The organism is Microbacterium sp. LB12 (assembly GCF_037150835.1).
GTDB lineage: Bacteria > Actinomycetota > Actinomycetes > Actinomycetales > Microbacteriaceae > Microbacterium.
Window position 1 is genome coordinate 820,056 of record NZ_JBBCPF010000001.1, and the last position, 24,648, is coordinate 844,703.

At 69.1% G+C, this 24,648-nt stretch carries 20 protein-coding genes, 1 tRNA gene and 1 pseudogene; 14 read left to right on the top strand and 8 right to left on the bottom strand.

Translation table 11 applies throughout. The features are described 5' to 3' along the window. Positions 1–72: 72 nt before the first annotated feature. The gene (locus tag WFM69_RS04040; RefSeq protein WP_337001882.1) at positions 73–483 is read left to right on the top strand and encodes a dehydrogenase; all 411 of its coding nucleotides are present in this window, start codon (positions 73–75) and stop codon (positions 481–483) included. 19 nt (positions 484–502) lie between these two features. Here WFM69_RS04040 and radA read toward each other — a convergent pair whose 3' ends face one another. Beyond that, complete coding sequence (gene radA, locus WFM69_RS04045; RefSeq protein WP_337001884.1) at positions 503–1,870, bottom strand: DNA repair protein RadA; 1,368 nt, start codon at positions 1,868–1,870, stop codon at positions 503–505. Positions 1,871–1,970: 100 nt separating this feature from the next. On the opposite strand from radA, the gene WFM69_RS04050 reads away from it, so the two are divergent. From WFM69_RS04050 to cydC, 5 genes are read left to right on the top strand one after another with little or no spacing between them, the layout of a single operon-like run. Then, entirely contained in the window at positions 1,971–2,687 is a 717-nt protein-coding gene (locus tag WFM69_RS04050; protein ID WP_337001886.1) for a helix-turn-helix transcriptional regulator, read from the top strand. Then, on the top strand, positions 2,674–4,089 hold the full coding sequence (locus WFM69_RS04055) for a cytochrome ubiquinol oxidase subunit I (protein WP_337001888.1): 1,416 nt from the start codon (positions 2,674–2,676) through the stop codon (positions 4,087–4,089). The genes WFM69_RS04050 and WFM69_RS04055 overlap by 14 nt, the downstream gene beginning before the upstream one ends. A gap of 14 nt (positions 4,090–4,103) precedes the next feature. Beyond that, positions 4,104–5,132 carry a cytochrome d ubiquinol oxidase subunit II gene (gene cydB, locus WFM69_RS04060; RefSeq protein WP_337001890.1) on the top strand — a complete coding sequence of 343 codons (1,029 nt, stop codon included), beginning with the start codon at positions 4,104–4,106 and terminating at the stop codon, positions 5,130–5,132. Next, positions 5,129–6,787 (top strand): thiol reductant ABC exporter subunit CydD, encoded by a 1,659-nt coding sequence (gene cydD / locus WFM69_RS04065; RefSeq protein ID WP_337001892.1) that lies wholly within the window; start codon positions 5,129–5,131, stop codon positions 6,785–6,787. The genes cydB and cydD overlap by 4 nt, the downstream gene beginning before the upstream one ends. Continuing rightward, positions 6,784–8,469 carry a thiol reductant ABC exporter subunit CydC gene (gene cydC / locus WFM69_RS04070; protein ID WP_337001894.1) on the top strand — a complete coding sequence of 562 codons (1,686 nt, stop codon included), beginning with the start codon at positions 6,784–6,786 and terminating at the stop codon, positions 8,467–8,469. Before cydD ends, cydC begins: the two co-directional genes overlap by 4 nt. A gap of 73 nt (positions 8,470–8,542) precedes the next feature. On the opposite strand, the pseudogene manD reads toward cydC, so the two are convergent. The 4 genes and pseudogenes from manD to WFM69_RS04090 all read right to left on the bottom strand — a co-directional run bounded on the left by manD (position 8,543) and on the right by WFM69_RS04090 (position 13,852). Continuing rightward, positions 8,543–9,772: pseudogene (gene manD / locus WFM69_RS04075) on the bottom strand (D-mannonate dehydratase ManD). 74 nt (positions 9,773–9,846) lie between these two features. After that, the gene (locus WFM69_RS04080; protein WP_337001896.1) at positions 9,847–11,247 is read right to left on the bottom strand and encodes an MFS transporter; all 1,401 of its coding nucleotides are present in this window, start codon (positions 11,245–11,247) and stop codon (positions 9,847–9,849) included. A gap of 59 nt (positions 11,248–11,306) precedes the next feature. Next, entirely contained in the window at positions 11,307–12,311 is a 1,005-nt protein-coding gene (locus WFM69_RS04085) for an L-idonate 5-dehydrogenase (protein WP_337001898.1), read from the bottom strand. Next, positions 12,308–13,852 carry a mannitol dehydrogenase family protein gene (locus tag WFM69_RS04090; RefSeq protein WP_337001900.1) on the bottom strand — a complete coding sequence of 515 codons (1,545 nt, stop codon included), beginning with the start codon at positions 13,850–13,852 and terminating at the stop codon, positions 12,308–12,310. The genes WFM69_RS04085 and WFM69_RS04090 overlap by 4 nt, the downstream gene beginning before the upstream one ends. 112 nt (positions 13,853–13,964) lie before the next feature. Here WFM69_RS04090 and WFM69_RS04095 point away from each other — a divergent pair, with 112 nt between their 5' ends. Further along, positions 13,965–14,906 (top strand): LacI family DNA-binding transcriptional regulator, encoded by a 942-nt coding sequence (locus WFM69_RS04095; protein ID WP_337001902.1) that lies wholly within the window; start codon positions 13,965–13,967, stop codon positions 14,904–14,906. A gap of 16 nt (positions 14,907–14,922) precedes the next feature. Here WFM69_RS04095 and WFM69_RS04100 read toward each other — a convergent pair whose 3' ends face one another. Next, a complete protein-coding gene (locus WFM69_RS04100) occupies positions 14,923–15,699 on the bottom strand; it encodes a hypothetical protein (RefSeq protein ID WP_337001904.1) in 777 nt (258 codons plus the stop codon). Positions 15,700–15,805: 106 nt separating this feature from the next. Here WFM69_RS04100 and WFM69_RS04105 point away from each other — a divergent pair, with 106 nt between their 5' ends. Continuing rightward, positions 15,806–16,852 carry a hypothetical protein gene (locus tag WFM69_RS04105; protein WP_337001906.1) on the top strand — a complete coding sequence of 349 codons (1,047 nt, stop codon included), beginning with the start codon at positions 15,806–15,808 and terminating at the stop codon, positions 16,850–16,852. 53 nt (positions 16,853–16,905) lie between these two features. Next, positions 16,906–16,996 (top strand) — tRNA-Ser (locus WFM69_RS04110). 211 nt (positions 16,997–17,207) lie between these two features. Here WFM69_RS04110 and WFM69_RS04115 read toward each other — a convergent pair. Both WFM69_RS04115 and WFM69_RS04120 read right to left on the bottom strand, forming a co-directional pair. Continuing rightward, on the bottom strand, positions 17,208–18,431 hold the full coding sequence (locus WFM69_RS04115; protein ID WP_337001908.1) for an NAD(P)/FAD-dependent oxidoreductase: 1,224 nt from the start codon (positions 18,429–18,431) through the stop codon (positions 17,208–17,210). A gap of 33 nt (positions 18,432–18,464) precedes the next feature. Further along, positions 18,465–18,695, bottom strand: a complete 231-nt coding sequence (locus tag WFM69_RS04120; RefSeq protein WP_337001910.1) for a tautomerase family protein — start codon at positions 18,693–18,695, stop codon at positions 18,465–18,467. 153 nt (positions 18,696–18,848) lie between these two features. On the opposite strand from WFM69_RS04120, the gene WFM69_RS04125 reads away from it, so the two are divergent. The 5 genes from WFM69_RS04125 (at position 18,849) to WFM69_RS04145 (ending at position 24,630) form a co-directional block, all read left to right on the top strand. Then, complete coding sequence (locus tag WFM69_RS04125; RefSeq protein ID WP_337001912.1) at positions 18,849–19,646, top strand: IclR family transcriptional regulator; 798 nt, start codon at positions 18,849–18,851, stop codon at positions 19,644–19,646. Between the two features lie 145 nt (positions 19,647–19,791). Then, positions 19,792–20,820, top strand: a complete 1,029-nt coding sequence (locus WFM69_RS04130; protein WP_337001914.1) for an ABC transporter permease — start codon at positions 19,792–19,794, stop codon at positions 20,818–20,820. After that, positions 20,820–21,725: an ABC transporter permease gene (locus WFM69_RS04135; RefSeq protein WP_337001916.1), complete on the top strand. Its 906-nt coding sequence runs from the start codon at positions 20,820–20,822 to the stop codon at positions 21,723–21,725. Before WFM69_RS04130 ends, WFM69_RS04135 begins: the two co-directional genes overlap by 1 nt. Continuing rightward, positions 21,722–23,353, top strand: a complete 1,632-nt coding sequence (locus WFM69_RS04140; protein ID WP_337001918.1) for an ABC transporter ATP-binding protein — start codon at positions 21,722–21,724, stop codon at positions 23,351–23,353. The genes WFM69_RS04135 and WFM69_RS04140 overlap by 4 nt, the downstream gene beginning before the upstream one ends. Then, on the top strand, positions 23,350–24,630 hold the full coding sequence (locus WFM69_RS04145; RefSeq protein ID WP_337001920.1) for a mandelate racemase/muconate lactonizing enzyme family protein: 1,281 nt from the start codon (positions 23,350–23,352) through the stop codon (positions 24,628–24,630). Before WFM69_RS04140 ends, WFM69_RS04145 begins: the two co-directional genes overlap by 4 nt. The last annotated feature ends 18 nt before the right edge of the window (positions 24,631–24,648 follow it).

Below are 24,648 nucleotides of genomic sequence, written 5' to 3' on the forward strand. Positions count from 1 at the left end.
CTCGAGAGGGCCCCAATCGTATCCACGGCCGATTCGGCGCGCTGAACGTCGCGCCGTGAATAAGCTGGATGCATGGCAGCGAAGAAGGCGAAGACCGCGAAGAAGAAGCCCGCACCCGAGGACTTCCGGTCGGACGCTCTGGCTCAGGCCCTGGAGAAGCAGGATGTCGCCGCTGTCGCCCTCGCGCTCCGCCACGGCATCACCGTCGTGCCGCTGATCAAGCCCGGAGCGCGCGACAACCCGCTCGACAGCGGCGAGGTGTGGACCTATCGCGACCCGAACAGCGGCGACCTGGCGCTGCTGCTGTTCAGCGACGCGAAGAACAAGCCGGACAACCTCCCGCCCGGCGTCGGCATCTACACGGCGGACTGGCTGCGGAAGTTCCTCGCGCAGCACCCGATCACCACGGTGTTCCTCGACATCGCCGGGCCCCACCCGATGCAGGCCGACCCGGCCGAGCTGCTCAAGGCTCTCGACGCCTGAGATCGGGTCGCCGCCGCGGTCAGAACGGCGGGATGTCGCGGTCGGCGCGACGGGACGTGTTGCGAGCGCGCACATCGCCGAGGGCGGCGCGGAGCGTCTTCGAGCGGTCGTCGACCACCTGTTCGTAGCCGAGACGTGCTGCCTCCGACCGTCGCTGCGCGGCCTGCGTGACCGGACGGATCTCTCCGGCGAGGCTCAGCTCACCCACGGCCGCGACCGTGCGCGGCACCGAGACCTGCTGGATGGAGCCCGCCACCGCGATCGCGATCGCCAGATCGGCGGCGGGTTCGGTGAAGCGGACGCCGCCGACGGTCGACACGTACACGTCGAGGCTGCCGGTGGGCACACCCGCGCGGCGTTCCAGGATCGCCAGCACCATCGCCACCCGGGACGAGTCGAGTCCGTTCACGATGCGTCGCGGGTTCGGGGCGTTGCTGGGCACGGTGAGGGCCTGCACCTCGACCGGGAGGGCGCGCCGGCCCTCGAGCGAGATGGCGACGCAGGTCCCGGGTTCGGTCGCGCCCTGGGAGAGGAAGAGACCGGAGGGGTCGGGCACCTCGGCGATGCCGTCGCCCGTCATCTCGAAGCAGCCGACCTCGTCGGTGGGGCCGAAGCGGTTCTTGAGCGCACGGATGAAGCGCAGCGACGTCTGGCGGTCGCCCTCGAAGTGGCACACCACGTCGACCAGGTGCTCGAGCATCCGGGGGCCGGCGACCTGCCCGTCTTTCGTGACGTGACCGACGATGATGATCGGCAGATCCCGGTCCTTCGCGACGCGGATCAGAGTGGCCGCGACCTCGCGCACCTGGCTCGGCTGTCCTGCGGCGCCATCGATCATCGATGACGAGACGGTCTGCACGGAGTCGACGATCACGAGCTGCGGATCGACCTCGTCGATGTGGCCGAGGATCGTCGCCAGGTCGGTCTCGCTCGCGAGGTAGAGCTCGTCGTGCAGCGCGCCCGTGCGCTCGGCGCGCAGCCGCACCTGGCCAGGGGACTCCTCGGCGCTGGCGTACAGCACGCGGCGTCCGCCCCTGGCGGCCTGTGCCGCCACCTCGAGCAGCAGGGTCGACTTGCCGACGCCGGGCTCGCCGCTCAGCAGGATCGCCGCACCCGGGACGATGCCGCCGCCCAGCACGCGGTCGAACTCGCCGACGCCGCTCGTGCGCCTCGGGGCATCCTGCGTCGTGATCTGCGTGATCGGCCGTGCCGCACGATCGGCGGTCGGCGCGACCGGACCCACGCGCCGCAGGATGCCGGTCTGCGCGGCCTGCTCCTGCACCGTGCCCCACTGCTGACACTCGCCGCAGCGGCCGACCCACTTCGCCGTCGTCCACCCGCATTCCGTGCACACGTAGGCAGGGGGAGCGGATTTCCGGGTGGCCATGCTCTCAGGCTATCGCCGGGATCGGACATCCCTATCGGCCAGGTGTTTATTCACGGCCCATCCTCTCGGCAAACTCGCAGTCCCGCGGGATACTGGGGTCATGGCCAACGGCGGGCCCGTCTGCGGGCCGATCTCGAGCTACTCCCGGGTGCAGATCCTGCACTTGCTCTTCGAAGCGGGATCCGAGAAGACCCGCGGCGAGCTGTCGATCGGGGAACTCTGCGAGGCCACGGGACTGCACCCCAACACGGTCCGCGAACACCTGCAGCGTCTCATCGAAGGCGGATACGTCATCCCCTCGATCGAGCACCGCACCACGCGCGGTCGTCCGCGCACGCTGTACAGCGCAGCCACCGGGGTGCCCGGCGCCTCCAGCCCGGTCGCCCGCGACAAGGCCAAGGCCGCCGCCCGCCGTGGCGACCTGATGCGCAGCATGCTGCCCGATGCCGCCACCGACCTCGGCCGCGAGGCCACCTACCAGCTCGACGCCCTCGTGGAACACCTCGAGGAGAGCGGCTTCGAGCCCGTTTTCGATGACCAGCGACTGACCGTCGACCTCAGCCCGTGCCCGCACGCCGCCGGCCGCCCCGAAGACCGCCCCCTGCTGTGCCGCGTGCACCTCGAGCTCATGCAGGGCGTGTTGAACGAGGCCGGCGGACCACTCGAAGCCGAGTGCGTGCGCGACGCGGTGCTGCCGTCGGACTGCACCGTGCAGCTGCGCGACACCACCGCGCAGCTGACCGATCGAACGGGGCGGCTGCATCACAGCACGACGCAGCGGCATCACAGAACAGGAGTCGTGCATGGAATGGCTTGATCCGCTCGCTCTCGCCCGATGGCAATTCGGGCTGACGACCGTCTACCACTACCTCTTCGTGCCGCTGACGATCGGCATGGCTCTCGTCTCCGCGATCTTCCAGACCGCGTGGGTGCGCACCGGAAAGGTGCAGTACCTGCACCTGACCCGCTTCTTCGGCAAGATCTTCCTGATCAACTTCGCCATGGGTGTCGTCACCGGCATCGTGCAGGAGTTCCAGTTCGGCATGAACTGGTCCGACTACTCCCGCTTCGTCGGCGACGTGTTCGGCGCCCCGCTCGCGTTCGAGGGACTGCTCGCCTTCTTCTTCGAGGCCACCTTCATCGGCCTGTGGATCTTCGGCTGGGACAAGCTCCCGCAGAAGCTGCACCTCGCCACGATCTGGTGCGTCTCGATCGGCAGCATCCTGTCGGCGTACTTCATCATCGCGGCCAACGCGTTCATGCAGAACCCGGTCGGCTACACGTTCAACGAGGCCACCAACCGGGCCGAGCTCACCGACTTCTGGGCACTGCTGACCAACCCGGTCGCGCTCGCCGCCTTCCCGCACACGATCTTCGGCGCACTGATGTTCGCGGCGGGTGTCGTGATCTCGGTCTCGGCTTGGCACCTGTCCCGCGGCCAGCACTTCGACACCATGCGCATCTCGCTGAAGTTCGGCCTGTGGGCCATGATCTTCTCGACCGCGGGCGTCGTGCTCACGGGCGACCAGCTGGGTCTGGCGATGTACGCCGCGCAGCCGATGAAGATGGCGGCGGCGGAAGCGACCTTCAACACGGTCTGCGGACCGGACGCCTCGTTCAGCATCTTCACGCTGGGCACGCCGGACGGCACCTCGGAGCTGTTCTCGATCCGCGTGCCGTATCTGCTCTCGCTGCTGTCGACGCACACGCTCGACGCCTGCGTGCACGGCATCAACGACCTGAACGCCGAATACGCCCAGACCTATGCGGCCACCGGACTGACCGAGTTCAACCCGGTGCTGTGGATCACGTACTGGACGTTCCGCTGGATGATCGGCCTCGGCATCGCCGCCGCCCTCGTCGCCGTCGTCGGACTCTGGCTCACCCGCAAGGGCGCCAAGAAGCCCCCGGCGCAGTGGATGTGGAAGCTCGCGATCTGGTCGTTCCCGCTCGCACTCGGCGCCAACATCATGGGCTGGGTCTTCACCGAGATGGGCAGACAGCCCTGGATCGTGTTCGGCCTGATGACCACGCAGGACGGCGTCTCGCCGGGCGTCAGCGGGCTCGAGGTCCTCATCTCGCTGATCTCGTTCACGGCGATCTACGCGGCCCTCGCGGTCGTCGAGATCCGCCTCATCGTCAAGGCCGCCCAGAAGGGGCCTGACACCACCGAGCAACCACACGAAGAGTCGGCCCAGCTGCCGTCCGTCGTCTACTGAGAGGGAGGAGCATCATGGATCTCGCAACACTCTGGTTCTGGGTCGTCGCCTTCCTCTTCGTCGGCTACTTCGTGCTCGACGGATTCGACTTCGGCGTCGGCATGTCGCTGCCGTTCCTCGGCAAGAACGACGTCTCGCGTCGCCAGGTCATCAACACCATCGGCCCGGTCTGGGATCTCAACGAGACCTGGGTCATCGTCGCCGGCGCCTGCCTGTTCGCGTCGTTCCCCGAGTGGTACGCCACGCTGTTCAGCGGGTTCTACCTGCCGCTGCTGCTCATCCTGCTCGCGCTCATCCTGCGCGGCGTCTCGTTCGAGTACCGCCATCAGCGCGAGAGCGTGAAATGGAAGGCCGGCTTCGACCGGATGATCGTGATCGGCTCGGTCGTGCCCGCCCTCCTGTGGGGGGTCGCCTTCGGCAACATCGTGCAGGGCGTCGCGATCGACGAGAACCACATCTACGTCGGCGGCTTCTTATCGCTGCTGAACCCGTACTCGCTGCTGGTCGGCGTCACCACGCTGCTGCTGTTCTTCCTGCACGGCGTGCTGTTCGTGGCGCTCAAGACCGACGGACAGGTGCACCAGGATGCGCAGAAGCTCGCCGCCCGCGCGGCCATCCCGACCGTGATCGCCGCCGCGGCCACCGTGCTGTGGACGATCATGATCGCCGCCGGACGTGAGGCGCCGCTGCTGTGGCTCGTGGTCGGGACGGGCGCGCTCGCCGCCGTCGCCCTGCTGAGCGCCGTGGTCCTCTCGCTGCGCAAGCTCGACGGGTGGGCGTTCTTCGCCGGCATCCTCACAGTGCTGTTCGCCGTGGTCATGCTGTTCTCGGCGCTGTTCCCGTTCGTGATGCCGTCGACGATCGACCCCGCGTACAGCCTCACGATCGCGAACGCCTCGAGCACCCCGTACACGCTGCAGATCATGAGCTGGACGGCGCTGATCGCCCTGCCGCTCGTGATCGCCTACCAGACCTGGACGTACTGGGTCTTCCGCAAGCGCGTCACCCGGAAGTCCATCGAGGGGGCTCCGGCGCACGCGTGAAACCCGTCGATCCGAGACTGCTGCGATACGCGGGTGCCGCGAGGGTGTTCCTCGCGGCATCCGCGTTGATCGGCGTCGTGCAGACCGCCGTCACGATCGCCTTCGCCTGGCTGCTGACAGATGCCATCACCGGTGCGATCGCGGGCCGCGACGTCACTTCCTCCCTGCTCTGGCTGCTGCTGACGGCGCTGCTGCGCGGACTGCTGATCGCCGCGTCGGACGCGGCCGGCACACGCGCCGCGGCGAAGACCGGCATGCAGCTGCGCGCGGCGCTCATCGCCGCGGTCGGGAAGTTGGGGCCGGGATGGCTCGCGCGACGGAACCAGACCGCCCTCGCCGTCACGGCCGGCCACGGGCTGGAGGCGCTGGACGCCTACTTCGCGCGGTACATCCCGCAGCTCGTGCTCACCGTGATCGCGACGCCCGTGCTGGTCGCGGTGATGTGGTGGCAGGACTGGCCGAGCGGCCTGACCGCGGTCATCACGCTGCCCCTGATCCCGCTGTTCCTCATCCTGATCGGCATGGCCACCCGCACCGTGCAGACGCGGCAGTGGCAGACGCTGCAGCATCTGGCGGCGCGCTTCGCCGACACCGTGCAGGGGCTGTCGACGCTGCGTCTGTTCGGTCGAGACCGCCGCGCGGCCGACCGCATCGAGGTCACCGCCGACGACTACCGCCGCGAGACCATGAAGGTGCTGCGGTTCTCGTTCCTCTCCGGGTTCGCGATGGAGCTGCTGGCGTCGATCGCGGTGGCCCTGATCGCCGTGTCGGTCGGGTTTCGGCTGCTGTCGGGCGACCTGACGCTCGAGGTGGGCCTGTTCGTGCTGCTGCTCGCGCCCGAGGCGTTCTTGCCCATCCGCCAGGTGGGGGTGCAGTTCCATGCGGCCGCCGAGGGTGTCGCCGCGACCGAGGACGTGTTCGACGTGCTGGATGCGGCGGGGGAGCGGGCACGGATGCAGGGCCATTTCACGGATGTCGGAGGGATCGCCGTCGATGCACCCGACATCCGGGAATCGGTCCTGCAAGTGGAACGGGGGGAGGTCGGAAACCTCGTGGTCGCGGACCTCCGTGTGCGCGATCTGCCGCCCGTATCGTTCACCGCGGTGCCAGGCACCATCACACTGATCGAAGGGCCGAGTGGTGCGGGGAAGTCCTCCCTGCTCGCGGCACTGCGCGGGGCGGCCGACTTCGAGGGCACAGCCGCCTTCGCCGGGCAGGACGTCCGTGACGTCGCACCGTCGGCGTGGCTGGCCTGGGCCGGACAGGCACCGGGTCTGACGCGGGGGACCGTGGCGGCGAACGTGACCCTCGGCGATCCCGCGCCGGATGCCCGCGGTGTCCGCACCGCACTCGACGACGCCTGCGCCGAGACCATCGACCCCGCTCTCGAACTCGGCGTGCAGGGGAGCGGTCTCTCGGGTGGCCAGGCGCAGCGCGTGGCGGTCGCACGCGCGCTCTACCGCCACGCCGCCGACCCCGCACGCGTGCTCGCGCTCGACGAGCCCTCCAGCGCACTCGACCCGGAGACCGAGGGCCGGCTGTGGCGGTCGCTGCGCGAGCGTGCGGATGCCGGCGCGACGGTCGTGCTCGTCTCGCACCGCCGCTCCGCGAGGGACATCGCCGACCAGGTCGTCGAACTGAGGGTGCGCGCATGACCGCGTCCACCGGCAGCCCGCAGAGCCGTCGCAGCGCGCGCATCCGGGACACGCTCCGCCTCGCGCAGCCGCCGTTCGGTCGTTTCCTGCCCGGGCTGATCTGGGGCGCCCTCTCCGCCGCTGCGGCTGTGAGCCTGCTCGCGGTCAGCGGCTGGCTCATCGTGAGCGCCTCGATCGTCGACTCGCTCGTGCCGCTGTCGATCGCGGTCGTCGGCGTGCGCTTCTTCGCGGTCTCGCGGGCGGTCACCCGCTATCTGGAGCGGCTGAGCGGCCACGACGCCGCGCTGCGCCAGCTCTCCCGCACCCGTGCCGACCTGGTGCGCCGGCTCACCCCGCTCTCTCCGGCCGGACTCGGGGCGACCGACCGCGGTCGCGTGCTCACGGCTCTGGTCGACGACGTCGAGAATCTGCAGAATCTGCCGCTGCGGGTCGTGCAGCCGCTCGGTGTCGCCGCGCTCGTCGCGCTGGGGGCGGTCGGGTTCATCGCGTTCGTCTCGCCGCCTGCCGCGCTCACCCTGGCCGCATGCCTGCTGATCGCCGCGGTCGCCGCGGTCGGACTCGGGTGGGTCTTCGGCTCGCGGGCCGAGGCGCAGGTGTCCGCGCGACGGGCAGACCTGTCCGCCGCGCTCGTCGACTACTTCGGCAGCCTCGACGTGCTGATCGCCTACGGTGCCGAGGAGCAGGCGCGGGCACGCATCACCGCGGCGGATGCGGCCCTGCGTCGCGTGGTCGACCGCGCCTCGCTCGCCCAGGCCATCGCCGCCGGTGTCGTCTCCGCGGTCGCGGGTGCGGCCTCGGTGTGGGCGCTCGCCGCTGCGGCTCCCGGACTCGCCGACGGATCGATCGACGGTCCGTGGTTGGCCGTCGCCGTGCTCGTGCCGATGGTGGTGTTCGAGATCTTCGGTGCGGTGCCGATCGCCGCAGCATCCTGGCGGAGCGTGCGATCGAGCGCGGAGCGCATCGTCGACGTGCTGCCGGAGCGGATGCCGGAGGAGCTGCGCTCCGACGTGGGCGAAGACCTCGAGGTCGTCGGCACCCCCACCGTGCGGATGCGCGGCGTGCGCGCGAACTGGCCCGGCGGCGCCCCGGCGCTCCGGGGTGTGGACCTCGACCTCCGCCCCGGGGAACGGGTGCTGGTCGCGGGTCCGAGCGGTGCGGGCAAGAGCTCGCTGGCGGCGGCGCTGGTCGGCTTCCTGCGGGTCGAGGGCGAGTATCTGATCGACGGTCACGACGCTGCGGGCCTGTCCGGACCCACACTGCGCCGGACGATCGGACTGTGCGAGCAGAGCCCGCAGCTGTTCGACGAGGACATCCGGCAGAACCTGCTGTTCGCCCGGGACACCGCGACGGATGCCGAGCTGCAGGACGTGCTGGACCGGGTGGGCCTGGGGGAGTGGGTGCGTGCACGCGGCGGTCTCGATGCCCGGGTCGGCGACCGCGGCGCTCTCGTATCGGGAGGTCAGGCGCAGCGTATCTCGCTCGCCCGCGCCCTGCTGCGCGGCTTCCCGGTGCTGGTGCTCGACGAGCCGACGGCGGGCGTGGATCCCGATGCTTCCGACGCCCTGCTGCGCGACCTGCTGCAGGCGACGGGGGAGCAGTCGGTGCTGCTGATCTCGCACGTGGCGCCGCCGCCCGGGACCGTCGACCGTGTCGTGCGGATCGAGGGCGGGCGCACGATCTGAACGCACGACCGCTCGGGCAGGAGACGACGATGCCCCGGCAGCGCGAGCGCGCGGCCGGGGCATCGATCCGTGTTCACCAGTCGTGCACGGTCCCATCCAGCAGACGGTTCACGGGCAGGTACGCCTTCGTGTAGTCGTGACCGGCCGCAGCCTGCTCATCGAGCTCGACCCCGAGACCCGGGGTGTCGCCCGGGTGCAGGAAGCCGCGGTCGAACGTGAACGAGGTCTGGAACACCTCGAGCGTCTCGGCGTTGTGCGGCATGTACTCCTGGATGCCGAAGTTGTGGATCGCGAGGTCGAGGTGCAGGGCCGCGGCCATGCCCACCGGCGAGATGTCGGTCGGGCCGTGGATGCCCGAGCGGATGCCGTAGATCGCGGCGAAGTCGAGCAGCTTCTTCATCGCGGTGATACCGCCCGTGTGGGTGACGGCCGAGCGCACGTAGTCGATCAGCCGCTCGGTGATGAGCGTCTGGTAGTCGTACACCGAGTTGAAGATCTCGCCGATCGCGAGAGGCGTGGTCGAGTGCTGGCGCACGAGTCGCAGCGCGGCCTGATCCTCGCCGGGAGTGCAGTCCTCGAGCCAGAACAGGTCGTAGGGCTCGATGTCCTTCGCGAAGCGGGCGGCCTCGATCGGCGACATCCGGTGGTGGCCGTCGTGGAGGATGCGCAGACCCGTGCCGAAGTCTTCGCGGATCTGCGCGAACACGCCGGGCATGTGGTTGAGGTACTGGCGGGTGTCCCAGCGCTCCTCGCTCGGGCGGCCGTCCGCGGCGCGCTTGGCGGGTTCGTAGTCGTAGCGCACGCCGGGGCCGGACGACGAGACGCCGTAGATCTAGCCGAGGCCGGGCACACCGGTCTGCACGCGCACGGCGGTGTAACCGAGCTCCTCGTAGCCGGTGATGGCGTTCTTGAGCGCGGCGTAGTCCGTGCCGGAGGCGTGCGCGTAGACGCGGACCCCGTCACGGCTGGCGCCACCGAGCAGCTGATACAACGGCATCCCGGCCTTCTTCGCCTTGATGTCCCACAGCGCCATGTCGACGGCGGCGATCGCGGCCATCGTGACCGGCCCGCGCCGCCAGTACGCACCGCGGTACAGGTACTGCCAGGTGTCTTCGATCCGGTCCTCGTCACGGCCGACGAGCATCGAGGCGAGGTGTTCGGAGAGGTACGCGGCGACCGCGAGCTCGCGGCCGTTCAGGGTCGCATCCCCCAGTCCGGTCACGCCGTCCGAGGTCGTGATCTTGAGCGTGACGAAGTTGCGTCCGGGGCTGGTGATGTTGACGTCGACGAGCTCGATGGTCATGGCGGGGGTTCCTCAGGGTGCGGGGGTGCGGCCGGTGCTCGGCCGCACCCCGGGGTGGTCTGGTCGGGTTCGGGTCACATGGCGGCGCGCGGATCGGTGAGATCGCGCCCCGTCCACTCCGGTGCCCAGATGGCGGCGACGAGCGCCGAGGCGGTGAAGATGCCCATCAGGATCATGACCGGGACGATGCTGCCCGTGGTCGCCGAGACCCAGGCTGCGACGATGATCGGGCCGATGCCGGTCGCGATGATCGCAGCGATCTCGCGCACCATGGCCGTGAGCGTGTAGCGGTTGCGGGCACCGAAGATCTCGGGGATCGAGATGTTCTCCATCGACGCGAGACCGAGCACCGAGATGTTGTGGATCAGGGCGTAGCCGACGAAGACCCACAGGAGCTCTGCCGTGTTGATCATGAGCAGCGTCGGGACGATCAGCAGGAGCGACAGCGACGTCATGATGATGTACATCCGGCGGCGGCCGAACCTGTCGCCGAGGAAGCCCATGAGCGGGATCGTGAGGAACCCGATGAGCGACGAGACGATGACGACCTCGGGGCCGACCTCCTTCGACATCGCGAGGGTGATCGTGATGAACGAGATCAGGTAGGTCTGCACCAGGCCCGAGTTCCCGGCCTGGCCGAAGCGCAGGAAGAACGACACGATGACGGCCTTGATCGGCTTGCGGTCGAGCGACTCCAGCGTGCGGATGTCGTTGGTCTCGGTGGCGAGCTTGACCATCTCGTCACGGGAGAGGGCCTTGCCGTCGACGACATCGGTGCGCTCCTCGAAGACCGGGCTCTCCTTGAGGTTGAACCGCACCCACAGGGCGAACAGCATGATGACCGCACTGCCGATGAACGGGATGCGCCAGCCCCACTCGATCACGTCGGCCTCGAGCATGACGGCGAGCAGGATGGCCCAGATCGCCGAGGCGAACAGGGTGCCGCAGTTGGTGCCGAGGGCGACGAGCGAGGCGATGATGCCGCGGCGGTTGCTGGGTGCGTACTCGGAGAGCATGACTCCAGCGCCGGAGATCTCGGCGCCGGCGCCGAAGCCCTGGGCGAGGCGGAGAACGACCAGGAGGATCGGAGCGATGATGCCCACCTGCTGGTACGTCGGCAGGAAGCCGATCAGCGTGGTCGCCGCGCCCATGAGGAGGATCGTGTAGAAGAGGACCTTGCGGCGGCCGACGCGGTCGCCGATGCGGGCGAACACGAACGCGCCGACTGGGCGGGCGATGTAGCCGACGCCGTAGGTCGCCATCGCCAGGACGACCGCCATGCCGGGGTCTTCGCCGGCGAAGAACAACTGGCTGAAGACGAGGGCCGCGGCCAGCGAGTACAGCTGGAAGTCCATGAACTCCAGGGCGGTGCCGAGCCAGCCGGAGACGGCGGCGCGGACGAGGTCACCCATCGACCGCTTGGCGGTGGGCGGGGGCGCCGGGGCGTCCACGCCGGGTACGGAGGTGCTGCTCATCGGGTTACTCCTTTGTAAGTGTCGTGCGCAGGGAGCGCGCGGGGCAGTACGGGTGGATGTCAGAGGGACAGGAGGACCTTCGCCGAGGCCGCGGAATCGCGGGCGACCTCGAAGGCGTGGACGGCATCGGATGCCGGGATGACGTGCGAGATGACGGGGTCGAGCGCATCCGACTCGGCGAGCATCCGCACGGCGTCGTCGATCTCGGTGGAGAAGCGGAACGCGCCGCGGATCGTGAGCTCCTTCGCCAGCATCGGCGCCAGGTTCAGACCGGTGTCGGTATTGGGGAGCATCCCGACCTGCACGATGGTGCCGGTGCGACGGGTCGCCCGGACGGCCTGGGTCAGGGCCGCGCCCACTCCGGAGCATTCGAAGACGACGTCGTACGACTCGTCCTCGATCGTGTCGCGACCGACCAGGGCGAACTCGGTCGCGCCGAGGGCCTGGGCGCGGTCGAGGGGCTCGGGGCGCACATCGCTCGCGCCGACGACGGCGGCGCCCGCGTGCACGGCGGCCGCGACGACGAGGAGACCGATGGGGCCGGCGCCGATCACGAGCACGCGGCGGTCGGAGACGTCGCCGGCGAGGCTCACCGCGTGCAGGGCGACCGCGAGCGGTTCGGCGAGGGCCGCGCGTTCGAGCGGGAGACCGGCGGGTAGCACGCGGATCATGTGATCCTCGACGATCAGGAGCTCGGAGGCCCCTCCCTGGCGGTGCGGGTTCGCCGCGGCGCTGCCGAGGTAGTCGCCGCCCGGACGCAGGTGCGGTCGATCCTCGAGCCCGGGGACGGAGGCGCCGTAACGCGCGGGATGCACGGTGACGGGCGTGCCGGGTGCGAGGCGGCCGGACGGGTCGAGGTCGACGACACCGGAGATCTCGTGGCCGGGGACCAGGGGCTCGCGGATCGTGTACTCGCCGTTCGCCCCGTGGAAGTAGTAGTGCAGGTCGGAGCCGCAGATGCCGACGAAGCCGACGCGCAGCCGCACCTGGCCGTCGCCGGGCTCCGGGGCGTCCCGGTCCTCCCAGCGGATGTCTTCCTTGCCGTGGATGACGAGCGATCTCATCGTCGTCCCTCCTTCGTGGTCGTGAGGTTCTTCTCGAGCATGCTCTCTTCGGCGGCCGAGACGGCATCCGAGATCGCGGCGTCGACGCCGTGGCGGTGGATCGTGTCGACGAGAGCACCGACCCGGGCGATGAAGGCGTCCTGGTGGGCGAGGTCGGCGCCGAACAGTTGCCGTTCTCCGATCACGCGGCGGGCCAGCTCGTCTCCGTCGCGGGCCGAGGCCGACAGAGCGGCGAGGCGTTCGCGGGCGGGGTCCGTCATCGACGCCGCGTGCACGCCAGGGTCGAAGCCGGGGAGCGGGGCGAGGCAGGAGAGGTAGCCGGCGACCGTGAGGGCGATCAAGTGCGGCATCCGTCCGGCGTCGAGGGCGAGCATCGCAGGCTCGGGGATGCGCTGGCGCAGCTTGACCGATCCGTCGGACCCGACCTGGCTGGTGCGGTGGCCGAGGGCGCTGTTGCTCCAACGGTCGAACAGCTCCGCTTCGTAGGCGCGCACGTCGACGCCGGAGGGCACCTCGACGGAGGGCTCGTACTCGCCGCGCATGATGGTGCGGGCGGCATCCTCGATCCGGGGGATCCCGATGGCCTCGGGGATGGTGCCGACGCCACGGAGGGCGCCCAGGTAGGCGATGAGGGAGTGGGTGCCGTTGAGCAGCCGCACCTTCATCTGCTCGTAGCGGCCGACCTCGGAGGTGAACACGGCGCCGCCGGCCTCCCAGTCCGGGCGCCCGCCGGGGAACCGGTCTTCGATGGCCCACATCGTGAAGGGCTCGCCGGGGACCGGGATGCGGTCGTGCGCACCGAGCAGAGCGGCGACCTCGTCGCGCAGCTGCGGGGTGGTGGACGGCACGATGCGGTCGACCATGCTGGACGGGAACGCGACGGAGCGGTCGAGCAGGGCGAGCGCGTCGGCGGCGTCGCCGCCGGGGAGTGCGTGCAGGAACTCACGCACGAGCTTCTCGGTGTGCGTGCCGTTGGAGGCGAGGTTGTCGCAGCTGAGGATCGTGAGCGCTTCGCCGCCCGCCGCGGCCCTGGCTTGGATGCCGCGGGCGAGCTGGCCGATCGTGGAGCGCGGGGACCCGCCCTGCACGTCGGCGCGCACGATCGGGTCGTCCAGGTCGAGGTGCTCGGTGGCGGGGGAGTAGCTGTAGCCGTTCTCGGTGACGGTCAGCGTGACGATGCGGATGCGCGGGTCGGCAAGGTGTGTCACCACGCGCTCCGGCTGCTCCGCGGCGACGAAGGCGTCGGTGTGCACGCCGGGGATCGCGAGCGAGGTGCCGGCGGGGGAGATCGTGGCGACGGAGTAGAGGAAGTCCTGCGCGTGCATCGCGTCGACGATCGTGCGCGAGCGGGAGGAGGCGCCGATGATGCCCCAGTCGCCGCCGCTCTGCTGGATCGCGGCGGCGGTGTACATCGCCTGGTGTGCGCGGTGGAAGCTGCCGAGTCCGAGGTGCAGGATGCCTGCGCCGGTGGGGGCGACCTGCGGCGCGATGGCGGCGGAGGTGGCGCGGCTCAGGATCCGGAGATCGGCGTTGATCGTCATGTAAAGCAGTGTGTATGAGTTGTACAAACTTGTCAAGCCGCTTTCAATCGTGCGTGCGTGCCTTAGGATTGCGGCGAAGCGGAAGGCGAACGTGGCAGCGACCTTGACAGACGTGGCGAAGCGCGCAGGCGTGTCGATCGCCACCGCATCCCGCGCCTTCGGAGAGCCCGATCGACTCGCCCCCGCGACGCTCGGACGCGTGCTCGAAGCGGCGGGCGACCTCGGCTACGCCGGTCCACAGGCCGGCATCGCCACCCGCACGATCGGGGTCATGGTCCCCGACGTCGCCAACCCCGTCTATGGCAAGCTCCTCAAGGCGATCCAGGGTCAGGCCTGGCACGGGCGCCACCGCATCGTGCTGTTCGACGCCGACGAGGACCTGCGCCGCGAGCGCGAGCAGATCGAGCTGGGCCGCAAGCTCGACGGCTTGCTGCTGTGCTCGCCGCGACTCCCCGACGACGAGGTGATCGCGCTGATCGGCGCCACCCCCACCGTCGTGGTCAACCGACAGATCGATGGCGTTCCCAGTGTGCTGATGGACGCCGAGCACGGTCCCGCGCAGGCGATCGAGCACCTCGTCGCGCTCGGGCATCGCCACATCGCGTACGCCTCGGGACCACTCGGATCCTGGGCCGACGCCCGCCGGTTCGACACCATCGCGGCGGCCTGCGAGCGGCACGGCATCCGGCTCACGCGCCTCAGCCACCATGCCGCGTCGATCCAAGGGGGACGAGCGGCCGCCGCGCCCGCCGCCGCCAGCGGTGCGACGGCCGTCGTCGCCTACAACGATCTGGTCGCCCTGGGCCTCGAGGCGGGCATGCTGGAGCTCGGTCGCCGCTGCCCCGACGACATCAGCCTCGTCGGCATCGACGACATCGACCTCGCGAGCGCGGTCACGCCGGGGCTCACGACCGTGCAGATGCCGATCGAACGCAGCGGAGCCCTCGGCGTCGACCTGCTGCTGCAGGCGATCTCGGGCACGGCGCTCGGCGACGTCGCCACGCTCGCCTCGCAGCTGATCGTGCGGGCCTCGACGGCGGCACCGCGCGGGTAGTGGACTGTGGGCGCCGTCAGCTGTACAGCGCGACGGGCGGCTCCATCACGATGCCCTGCGCCTCGAACGCACGGCGGCGCTCCTCGATGCGGCGATGCAGCTCGACCTGCGCGGCATCGACGAACTGCGGATCGAGGTCGACCGTCGCCGGGTGCGGGTCGCCGTGGTGCGCGGCGATGTACGCGTCGAGTTCGGGGCCGCTCGTCCACGAGGCGATGAGCGCGTAGCGCGGTGCGGTGCCCCGGTGCCAGACCGCGTGCCAGAAGCGCTGCGTATCGACGACGATCCTCGATCCCGCGCGCAGGGGGAGCCGGATCTCGGTCGCCGGGTCGAACCGGTCGGAGCGGAGGATGAGCATCGACGCGGTGTCGTCGGAGAGGTTGAAGAACCCCCGGACCACCCAGCCGGTGCCCTCCTCGTTGAGGCGGTTGTTGTCGTCTTGGTGCAGGTTGTAGATCGCATCGGCGTACTCGTTGGGCTGCAGCTCGATCACGCGGCAGCGGCCGATGCCCGCGCCCGGTTCCTGCGCGAGGCGCTGGAGCGTCGGGGCGACCGCGACCTGCGAGTCGACCCAGACGCCGTCCTTGTCGGCGCGAGGCGGGGTGTGGTTCCAGAACCCGTTGCAGTCGACGTCGCCCGCGTAGCTCGAGAGCGGGGCGAAGCGGGTGATGCCGGAGGAGCGCCAGCCGACGTACTCCAGGTCGAGCCATTCGGCAGGATCTGCGGGGGAGGAGTGGTCGTCGAGCACCACGTATCCGGTCTCGGCGAGTGCCTCCGAGGTGATGAAGCCCATGCTGCGCGTCCTTCCCGTCATCGCTGCCCCCACAGGCGGCGGGTTCTTAGGCAATCCTAACTCTTCGCGCGGCGGCGGGGGAAAGCGGCGGCGATACCCTGGGGGCATGACTCAGCCGCAGGGTGCCCTCCTCGTGGGCAGTGTGAACTACGACGACGCCGAGACCACGATGCGCGCGGCCATCGAGACGCTCGGCGATCGGCTCCGCCGCATCCCGGATGGCGAGGTCGGCAAGCGGTTCCACTGGATCATGTTCCAGCCCGACGTGATCGGCCAGGCCGACGGCATCGAGCGCATCGGCGACAAGCCCATCCCGTTCCCGGCCGGCATCGACGCCCGCGGCCTGCGCATCAGCGACGGAGTGGAGGCGGCGAGCATCCAGCTGCCGCCCCTGGGCTATGCCGCCGCGGCGATCGAGTCGTATGCGGTGTACACGCGCCTGCGCGGCGAGGGGGCTGTGCCGGCGGGCATCCGGTTCCAGGTGTCGCTGCCGACGCCGCTCGCCGTGATCTCCTCGTTCTTCCCTGGCGATGACCGGGCCGCGATCGAGCCCGTCTACACCGCCGCCATCCTGCGCGAGCTCGACGAGATCCTCGCCGCGATCCCGCACGACGACCTCGCGATCCAGTGGGATGTCGCCAGCGAGATGGGCATCATCGAACGGGCGGCCGGGTACGGAGCGGTGATGGAGGCGTGGTGGCCCGGCGACCCGTTCGACGGTCTCGTCGCACGCCTCGCCGCCCTCGTCGACGCCGTGCCCGCCGACGTCGAGGTGGGCGTGCACCTCTGCTACGGCGACGCTGGCGAGAAGCACTTCTTCGAACCGACGGATGCGGCGAACCTCGTCCGGTACGCCAACGCCGTGGTGGTGGCTTCCGGCCGTCCGCTCACGTGGCTCCACCTGCCCGTGCCGATCGCGCACGACGACGAGGGGTACTTCGCCCCGCTCGCCGACCTCGCCCCCGTCGAGGAGCTGTATCTGGGCCTCGTGCACCGCGAGGACGGAGCGGAAGGCGCGGCACGCCGCATCGCCGCGGCCCTCCCGTTCGTGCCGGAGTTCGGCGTCGCGACCGAGTGCGGAATCGGGCGCGCGCCCGCGGGTTCGACGGAAGGAATCCTGCGTACGCACGCGGAGGTCGCGGCCGCCTGGTGATGCGCGCGGCTCTCGATTCGCGCGCTCGCCTCGCGTCGCGTAAGCTATTCCGCGGTGACGTGTCCGAGCGGCCGAAGGTGCAACTCTCGAAAAGTTGTGTAGGGTAACCCCCTACCGTGGGTTCAAATCCCACCGTCACCGCCATGGAAACCCCCGAGAAATCGGGGGTTTTCCCGTATCTGGAGTGGGTTGTGGTGCATCCGTAGTGCACTGTGGCGCGCGACCTCACTGCATCCCTTCACAAGGAGTTGCTCGCTGGCCGCCGCTACCCACGCCTGTCCCGCGACGAACGATGCGCGAACGAGCCGGCGACCCCGAACGTCGCGGGAATGGACGAAGCGACGCCCAGCCCTGTTCATCTGAGCGGGTCGAATGGTGCCATGGCGGCGGGTGTCTCTCCCGTATCTATGCGTTCTGCCAGGAGCTTTCCGGTCGCAGGCCCCAGCACCAACCCCCACATCCCGTGGCCGCCGGCCACGTAGATACCCGGCGAGCGCGTCGGTCCGACCACGGGGAGGCCGTCAGGAGTGACCGGCCGCGATCCTACCCATTCATCTCGACGGTCGTCGAGGTCGACACCGGTCAACAGATGCCGCGACTGGTTCACGATCGCCTGTATGCGGCGGGGGTGCGCTGGCTCATCGGCACCGCGGAACTCCATGGTGCCGGCGATCCGAAAGCGCCCCTGATAGGGCGTGCATGCGATGCGCTGGTAAGGGAAGTAGACGGGATGTTCTGCCGGTTGCTGCGTGCGCACGGTGAACGAGTAGCCGCGGCCGGGGAAGACCGGAACCCGCACGCCGACGGTGCGCGCGAGTTCCGGTAGCCACGCGCCGGTGGCGATCACTATGCTCTCGGCGGTCTCCGTCTCCCCGTCGTCGAACGTCACCCGCGGGGACACGCCTCCCTCGACCGAGCGGACCTTCCTCCCAAGGCGGATCGTCCCTCCTTCCGCGACGAACGCCTCTGCCAGTGCGTCGACGAAGGGGGCGGGCTCCAAGAATCGCTGACCGTCGAGGCGATAGGCCACCACCACGGCTTCCGAGAGCTGGGGCGACAGATCGCGCGGATGGGGGAGCCGTTCGAAAGGCACGTCTTGACCGTGGCGGGCCACCCCTGCGAGCTCACGGAGGAATCCTCGTGAGTGCGACTCCTGAGTGAAGCCGATGACGAACGGTCCGCGTTTCGTCGTCACCTCCACGCCGGAATCGCCAAGCTCGTCGAAGCTCGCAAGCGCAATGCGGTCGATCGGCGTCAGCGCCGCCATCGCCCGGTCCCAAGCGCGGTGCGTGCCGTGCGCGGCGAAACGCACGAGGAACGCCCACAGGCGTGGGTTGAAACGGAAGGGCACGTGGAGTGCCGCGTCGGGGTCGAGCAGTGCCCTCGGTCCGTACGACCACAGGCTCGGGTCCGCCAGCGGAATCGCTTTGCCAGGCGTCAGCCATCCGGCATTCCCCCACGAGGATCCAGCGCCGATGCCGGTGCGATCTATGACGGTGACCTCGTGGCCGCGCTTCTGGAGGTGCCACGCCGTCGACAGGCCGACGACTCCTGCGCCGATGATGATCGCGCGCGCCATGTCAGACCTCCCTCCAACGACGACCGGACACCTTCATGCCTTTGTCGCTGTCACGCGTGCGACGAGTGCACTCCGCGAGGCGTCCTCAGATGCCAGGACCCCTCCGTTCGCGACGTTCTCGGCGGCGATCTCCTCGAAGAGGATGCGCACGTCTTCGCGCCGCGCGCCGAGGATACCGACGGCGGCACGGGTGACTGATTCGGCGAAGTCGCGTCGCTGCGCGGTGGTCCGTCCGGCGAGCAACTCGACGCGGATGTTCGGCATGGAAACTCCTTTGTTCACTTACAGGTACATGATTCTCATACATGAACATATCGGATCGGTGGACGGCCTGGGGCCTCGTCAGGGTGCGGGGTCCCTGTTCGCAACCGCGAACGTCGTGCCGAGAAATGGGCTGCTTGTCGTTAGGGTGGCGTCATGACAAACAGCGACGGCGACCCGAGCGGCGCTGCCCCGGGGCGCATCAAGTCCGCAGATCGCACGATTCTTCTCCTCGAGCTCCTTGCCGACAGCGAGCGCTCGCTCACCTTCACTGAGATACAGAAGGCGATGGGCGTGCCGAAGTCGAGTCTCTCGGGTCTCTTGCAGACCCTCCGCAGTCGCGGCTGGATCGAATCCCGGGATCGGGGGCATACGTATGAGATCGGGTTGCGGGCGCTTCGGGTCGGCACCGAGTACCTCGACCGCGATCCGGTCGTGGCCGCGTCTGCGAGCGCACTCACCGAGCTGAGCGAAGCGATCGACGAGACGGTGAACCTCGCGCGCCTCGACGGCGGTTCCATCCTCCATCTCGCGAGCCGGGAGACGCATCATCACCTCAGAGTCGGCTCGCGGATCGGCGGCAGGCTGCCGGCACACGCCACGGCACTCGGTCTGGCCTTGCTCGCCGAGCGTTCGTGGGAGGAGGTCGATGCCCTGTTGCCGGACCCGCTGCCCGCGCTCACCCCGGAGACTGTGGTGGACCGACAGCAGCTCAAGGCGACGTTGGAGGAGGCTCGCACGCGCGGCTGGGCCCGCGAGCGCGACCAGAGCACCCCGGGCATCACCTGCTTCGGGATGGCGATCCCCGGGTCGGAAGGCTACCCGGTGGATTCGATCAGTTGCGAGATCCCCACCGCCCGCGTGACCGACGAGTTGGAGAAGGTCGTGATCGAACACCTCTCGCACGCGGTCCGGACCGTCGCGCGCAACCTGCGGGTCGGTCGCACGGGATGACCGCGGCCCTGTCGGGTCGAGCCGCCGGGTCGGATTGACAAATCGCGCCCGGGCGCTCTAGCATCGCAGCATCTGTTCAAGAACGCGGAAAGCGTTCATATATCTGAACGAAGGCAATGATGGCTTTGAGTGAACGGCACCACCCGTGGTGAAGTACGTCGCCGGACGCGTTCTCCGGCTGATCCTGACGCTGCTGACGGTGTCGTTCGTCACCTACGCGCTCCTGATGCTCGTGCCGGGGTCGTTCGACCAACTCGCCGACATCGAAGGGTCTGGCCTCGGCGGCGGAGGCTCCAGTGGCGGCGAGCTCGGCACCGGAACCGCCGACACCCGCGGCTTCTGGGAGCAATACCTCACCCTGATGGGCAACGTCGTCACAGGACAGATCGGACCGAGCTTCAAGTACCCCCAGGCCACCGTCGAGAGCATCATCGCCGGCGCCTTCCCTGTCTCCCTGTCGCTCGCCGTCGGAGCCACCCTGCTCACGGTGGCTGTCGCCGTGCCGCTCGGGGTGATCGCGGCCGTCCGCAAGGATCGACCGGCTGATTACGTGCCGATGTTCCTCGTCACGACCGCACACGCATTCCCCGGATACCTCGCGGCGCTACTGCTGGTGCTGATCTTCTCGACCTGGTTGCGGGTGCTCCCGACCGGAGGCTGGGACGGCCCGCAGAACGCCATCATCCCCATGATCGCGCTCGCCGTCGCGCCGACCGCCATGCTCGCCCGCTACGTGCGCTCCTCCATGCTCGAGTCGCTGCGCGAGGAGTACGTCACCGCGGCCTACGCGAAAGGGGGTCGCACACCCGTCGTCCTGGTCAAGCACGCACTGCGGAACTCGTTGATCCCGCTCGTCACCGTGGTCGGTCCCCTCTTCGCCGGCCTCGCGACCGGGACCGTGTTCATCGAGGCGCTCATGGGGATCCCCGGGCTCGGCATGTTCTTCACCGTCGCCGCTCGTACTCGCGACATCCCCCTGCTCATGGGAACCACGCTCTTCTTCGCCCTGATCCTGGTGCTCACCAACTTCATCGTCGACGTCCTCTACGGGGTCATCGACCCGAGGATCCGCCACGCGGGCCCCCTCACCCGCGTCGTGAGGCGGCGCCTCCGCACCGCCCGGACCGATCGGGAAGAGACGGGCGCCGACATCGCGAGAGAGGCAACGATCTGATGGATGCCGTCACCACGGAGGAATTCCGCGTCGTCGCGCAGAAGACCGTCGTCGCCCAGAGCGAGACGATGCGCGCGTGGCGGCGCTTCCGCAGAAACCGCCTCGCCCTCGCCGGCCTCGTGATCGTGGGGCTGTTGTGCATCCTCGCCGTGTGCGCACCCCTGTTGGCGCCATACGGATACGCGGAGCAGGATCTCACCGCACGACTGCTCCCTCCGCTCTCGGAGGGGCACGTGCTCGGGACCGACGCGCTCGGTCGCGACATGCTCTCGCGGCAGCTGTTCAGCCTCCGTACCGCGCTCACGATCGGGTTCGCCGCCGAGCTCGGGGCGCTCCTGATCGCTCTCGTCATCGGTATGCTCGCCGGCTATCGCGGCGGTCGGCTCGACCAGCTCCTCATGTCGGTGACGGACGTGATGTACGCATTCCCCGCCTACCTCTTCTCCGTGCTGATCGTCGTGGTGATGGGACGTGAGGTCTTCGCCATCGTCATCGCCATCGCGATCACATCCTGGGTGACCCAGGCCCGACTCGTGCGAGCACAGGTCCTGAAGGTGAAGAACTACGAATTCGTCGAATCCGCGAGGTCGTTCGGGGCGAAGGGCCCGACCATCGCCGTGCGCTACATCCTCCCGAACGCCATCGGCCCGCTGCTCGTCACGACGAGCTTCGGCATCCCCGCCGCGATCATGGCCGAGTCGGGGCTGGCGATCCTCGGACTCGGCGTCGCCCCGCCCACGCCGTCGTGGGGCGGGATGATCGTCGACGGCTACCGCTATGTGCTCACCTCGCCGTATCTCATCGCCGTCCCGCTCGTCATCTTCGCCGTGACGATGCTCGCCTTCACCTGGTTGGGCGACGGGCTCCGCGACGCCTTCGATTCCAACGAAGAGGATCACTCATGAGCACCTCGCCCCTCTTGTCGGTGACCGACCTCACCGTGGGGTTCCGCGGACGACGAGGAGACACCTCCGAGATCGTCCGATCCATCTCCTTCGAGGTCCCTCGCGGCGGCGCGCTGGCCGTCGTCGGCGAATCCGGATCGGGGAAGACGGTCGCGATGCGATCGTTGCTCGGCCTCCTGCCGGAGAACGCCGTGGTCGAGGGCCGCGCACTCTTCGACGGCATCGACCTGGTCGGTGCCGACGCCGAGCAGTTGCGGGCTGTCCGTGGCACGCGCATCGGCATGGTTTTCCAGAACGCGATGCAGGCGCTGAACCCCACGCTCACCCTGCGCACGCAGCTCACCGAGCATCTGCTGTGGCATCGTCTCTGTTCTCGCGAGGAGGCACTCGCACGAGCGATAGCCGCGCTGGATCGCGTCGGCATCCCCAAACCTCAGGAGCGCATCAACTGGTACCCGTTCCAGCTCTCGGGCGGGATGCGCCAGCGCGCCATGATCGCGATGGCGCTTGTCGCTCGGCCCGACATGCTCATCGCGGACGAGCCGACGACGGCCCTCGACGTGACCATTCAGCGACAAGTGCTCGACCTGCTCAGAGACCTCCGCAGCGACGGGCTCACCATGGCCTTCATCACCCACGATCTCGCGGCGGCGCGCTATGTGTGCGACGACGTCATGGTGATGCGCCACGGCGAGGCGGTCGAGTCCACGTCGATGTCCGCGTTCCTCTCGCATCCCCAGCACCCGTATTCGCGAAAGCTCCTCGCCGCCTCGGTCGAGATCGAGGACCCGGCTGCCGTGTCGCCCGAAGAACCCCGAGAGTCCGGACCACCGCTGCTCGAGGCGCGCGGAGTGACCAAGGTGTTCTCCTCCGCCGTTCCCCCCGCTGTGGAGGACGCCACGCTGACGCTTCGGTCGGGGGAGACTCTCGGGATCGTGGGCGAGTCGGGCTCGGGCAAGTCCACGTTGGCGAGGCTGCTCTTGAACCTGATCGAGCCGACGAGCGGAGAGGTGCTCCTACACGGCCGGCCGGTATCGGCGATGTCCGCGTCCGCGATGCGGGAAGCCCGTCGGTCCATGCAGATGGTCTTCCAGAACCCGCTCGGGTCGCTGCTGCCGCAGCTCACCGCCGCCGCGAACGTCGCGGAGCCGCTGCGTGTGCATCGGATCGGGACGCCGGCCGAGCGGATGGCGCGCGCCGAGGAGCTCCTGGAAGCCGTGGGCATTGCGCGCACGCGCGCCCGCGCGTATCCGAGACAGTTCTCGGGCGGACAGCAACAACGCATCGCGATCGCGCGAGCGCTGGCGCTTTCGCCGTCGCTGCTGGTGTGCGACGAGCCGACATCGGCCCTGGACGTGTCGATCCAGGGACAGATCCTCGAGCTGCTCAGCGAGATCCAGGCGCAGCAGAAGTTCGCCATGGTGTTCATCACGCACAATCTCGCGGTCGCGCAGCGCGTCAGCGATCGGATCATCGTGATGCGCGGTGGTCGCATCGTGGAGAGCGGACCGACGGCCGAGGTCTTCGGGAACCCCGCGGACCCGTACACGCGTCAGCTGCTCTCCGCGGTGCTTCCCGTGGTCGGCGAGGGGTACACGGTCGAAGCTCAGGAGGCGAGAAGCGCATGATCCACCGTTCGCCGCGCATCACCGAAGTCCGTCGCCACACGCTGCATGTGCCTTTCACGGCCGGAACTGCGCAGTGGAATGCGCTCCTGGTCGGTCAATGGGGTGTCGTGGAACTCGTCGAGGTCCGCACGGAAGACCCCGATATCACCGGATGGGGGGAATCCGTCCCCGCCTACACGTCGCGGACCGTCAGCGATGAGGCCATCTCATCCCTCGTCGGGGAGAGAGCGGCCGAGTACCTCTGGGACGCTCGCCTTGGCATGGGGCTGCAGATGGCACTCTTCGATGCCGTCGGCAAGCAGCTGCAGGTGCCGATGTCGCGGCTGCTGAACCTGCCCGTGGTCCGAGATGCCGCACCGATCGCTTGGTGGAGCACGAAGATGCCCCCGGAGGCGCTCGCTGCGGAGGCGGAGCGCGCGGTGGCGAGCGGCTACCGTGCCCACAAGTTCAAGGCTCGCCCGTGGTTCGATCCGTTCGAGCAGGTGGATGCCGTCGCGAGGGTGACTCCGAATGACTATCGGCTCGACATCGACTGGAACAGGATGCTCCTGGACCGTCCGACGGCGCTGCGAGTTCTCGGGCGCCTGGACGAGCACCCGAAGGTGGGCATCTTCGAAGCACCGATGGCCGACGGGAACTTCGACGACTATCGGCTCCTGCGCGAGCGCCTGCGGCATCCGATCGTCGAGCACTTCGATCAGGGTCCGTTCGCGCCGGGTGCGCTCGCTCACGCCTACGACGGGTACGTGTTCTCTCCCAACACGCAGGGCGAAGGTGTCGGTGGGCTGCTGCGGCAGGGCATCCTGGCGGAAGCCTTCAACAAGAGCGGCTGGATGCAGATGGTCGGCACGGCGCTCACCACCGCGTTCACCCTCCACCTGACCTCCGTGCTCCCCGCTGCCAGATGGCCGCTCGTCACAGCCATGAACATCTACCAGGACGATCTCGCCACCGCGCCGATCCGGATCGCCGACGGACTGGCACACGTTCCCGACGGACCTGGTCTCGGCGTCGACGTCGACACGTCGACGATCGAGCGGTTCGCAGTCGATCACGGCCATCGGATCGACTATCCCCGCACGATCCTGTCCCTGTCGCTGCCCGGCGGTGGAATCCGCGAGTACACCACGATGGCGCAGATGTGGCGCGACTGCCGCGAGTACGGCAACGTCCCTCTGACCGGTGAGGGAGCGCGGCTTTCCGTGCGCGCCGACGACGGCAGTACGGACTTCGATCGCGAACACCGCGCACTCACGAATCGCCCGCGTTGGCGATGAGCCCGATCTCTCCCCACC

Bases quoted from the DNA above. Each gene is read 5' to 3' on its own strand.
- WFM69_RS04120 (WP_337001910.1), bottom strand. From the start codon at position 18,695: ATGCCGAACATCCGCGTCGAGTTGCTCGCCGGACGGACCACCGCGCAG.
- WFM69_RS04115 (WP_337001908.1), bottom strand. From the start codon at position 18,431: ATGGCGCGCGCGATCATCATCGGCGCAGGAGTCGTCGGCCTGTCGACG.
- WFM69_RS04145 (WP_337001920.1), top strand. From the start codon at position 23,350: ATGATCCACCGTTCGCCGCGCATCACCGAAGTCCGTCGCCACACGCTG.
- cydC (WP_337001894.1), top strand. From the start codon at position 6,784: ATGACCGCGTCCACCGGCAGCCCGCAGAGCCGTCGCAGCGCGCGCATC.
- WFM69_RS04090 (WP_337001900.1), bottom strand. From the start codon at position 13,852: ATGACGATCAACGCCGATCTCCGGATCCTGAGCCGCGCCACCTCCGCC.
- WFM69_RS04135 (WP_337001916.1), top strand. From the start codon at position 20,820: ATGGATGCCGTCACCACGGAGGAATTCCGCGTCGTCGCGCAGAAGACC.
- WFM69_RS04100 (WP_337001904.1), bottom strand. From the start codon at position 15,699: ATGGGCTTCATCACCTCGGAGGCACTCGCCGAGACCGGATACGTGGTG.
- WFM69_RS04085 (WP_337001898.1), bottom strand. From the start codon at position 12,311: ATGAGATCGCTCGTCATCCACGGCAAGGAAGACATCCGCTGGGAGGAC.
- WFM69_RS04125 (WP_337001912.1), top strand. From the start codon at position 18,849: ATGACAAACAGCGACGGCGACCCGAGCGGCGCTGCCCCGGGGCGCATC.
- WFM69_RS04050 (WP_337001886.1), top strand. From the start codon at position 1,971: ATGGCCAACGGCGGGCCCGTCTGCGGGCCGATCTCGAGCTACTCCCGG.
- WFM69_RS04080 (WP_337001896.1), bottom strand. From the start codon at position 11,247: ATGAGCAGCACCTCCGTACCCGGCGTGGACGCCCCGGCGCCCCCGCCC.
- WFM69_RS04105 (WP_337001906.1), top strand. From the start codon at position 15,806: ATGACTCAGCCGCAGGGTGCCCTCCTCGTGGGCAGTGTGAACTACGAC.
- WFM69_RS04040 (WP_337001882.1), top strand. From the start codon at position 73: ATGGCAGCGAAGAAGGCGAAGACCGCGAAGAAGAAGCCCGCACCCGAG.
- WFM69_RS04055 (WP_337001888.1), top strand. From the start codon at position 2,674: ATGGAATGGCTTGATCCGCTCGCTCTCGCCCGATGGCAATTCGGGCTG.
- WFM69_RS04140 (WP_337001918.1), top strand. From the start codon at position 21,722: ATGAGCACCTCGCCCCTCTTGTCGGTGACCGACCTCACCGTGGGGTTC.
- radA (WP_337001884.1), bottom strand. From the start codon at position 1,870: ATGGCCACCCGGAAATCCGCTCCCCCTGCCTACGTGTGCACGGAATGC.
- cydB (WP_337001890.1), top strand. From the start codon at position 4,104: ATGGATCTCGCAACACTCTGGTTCTGGGTCGTCGCCTTCCTCTTCGTC.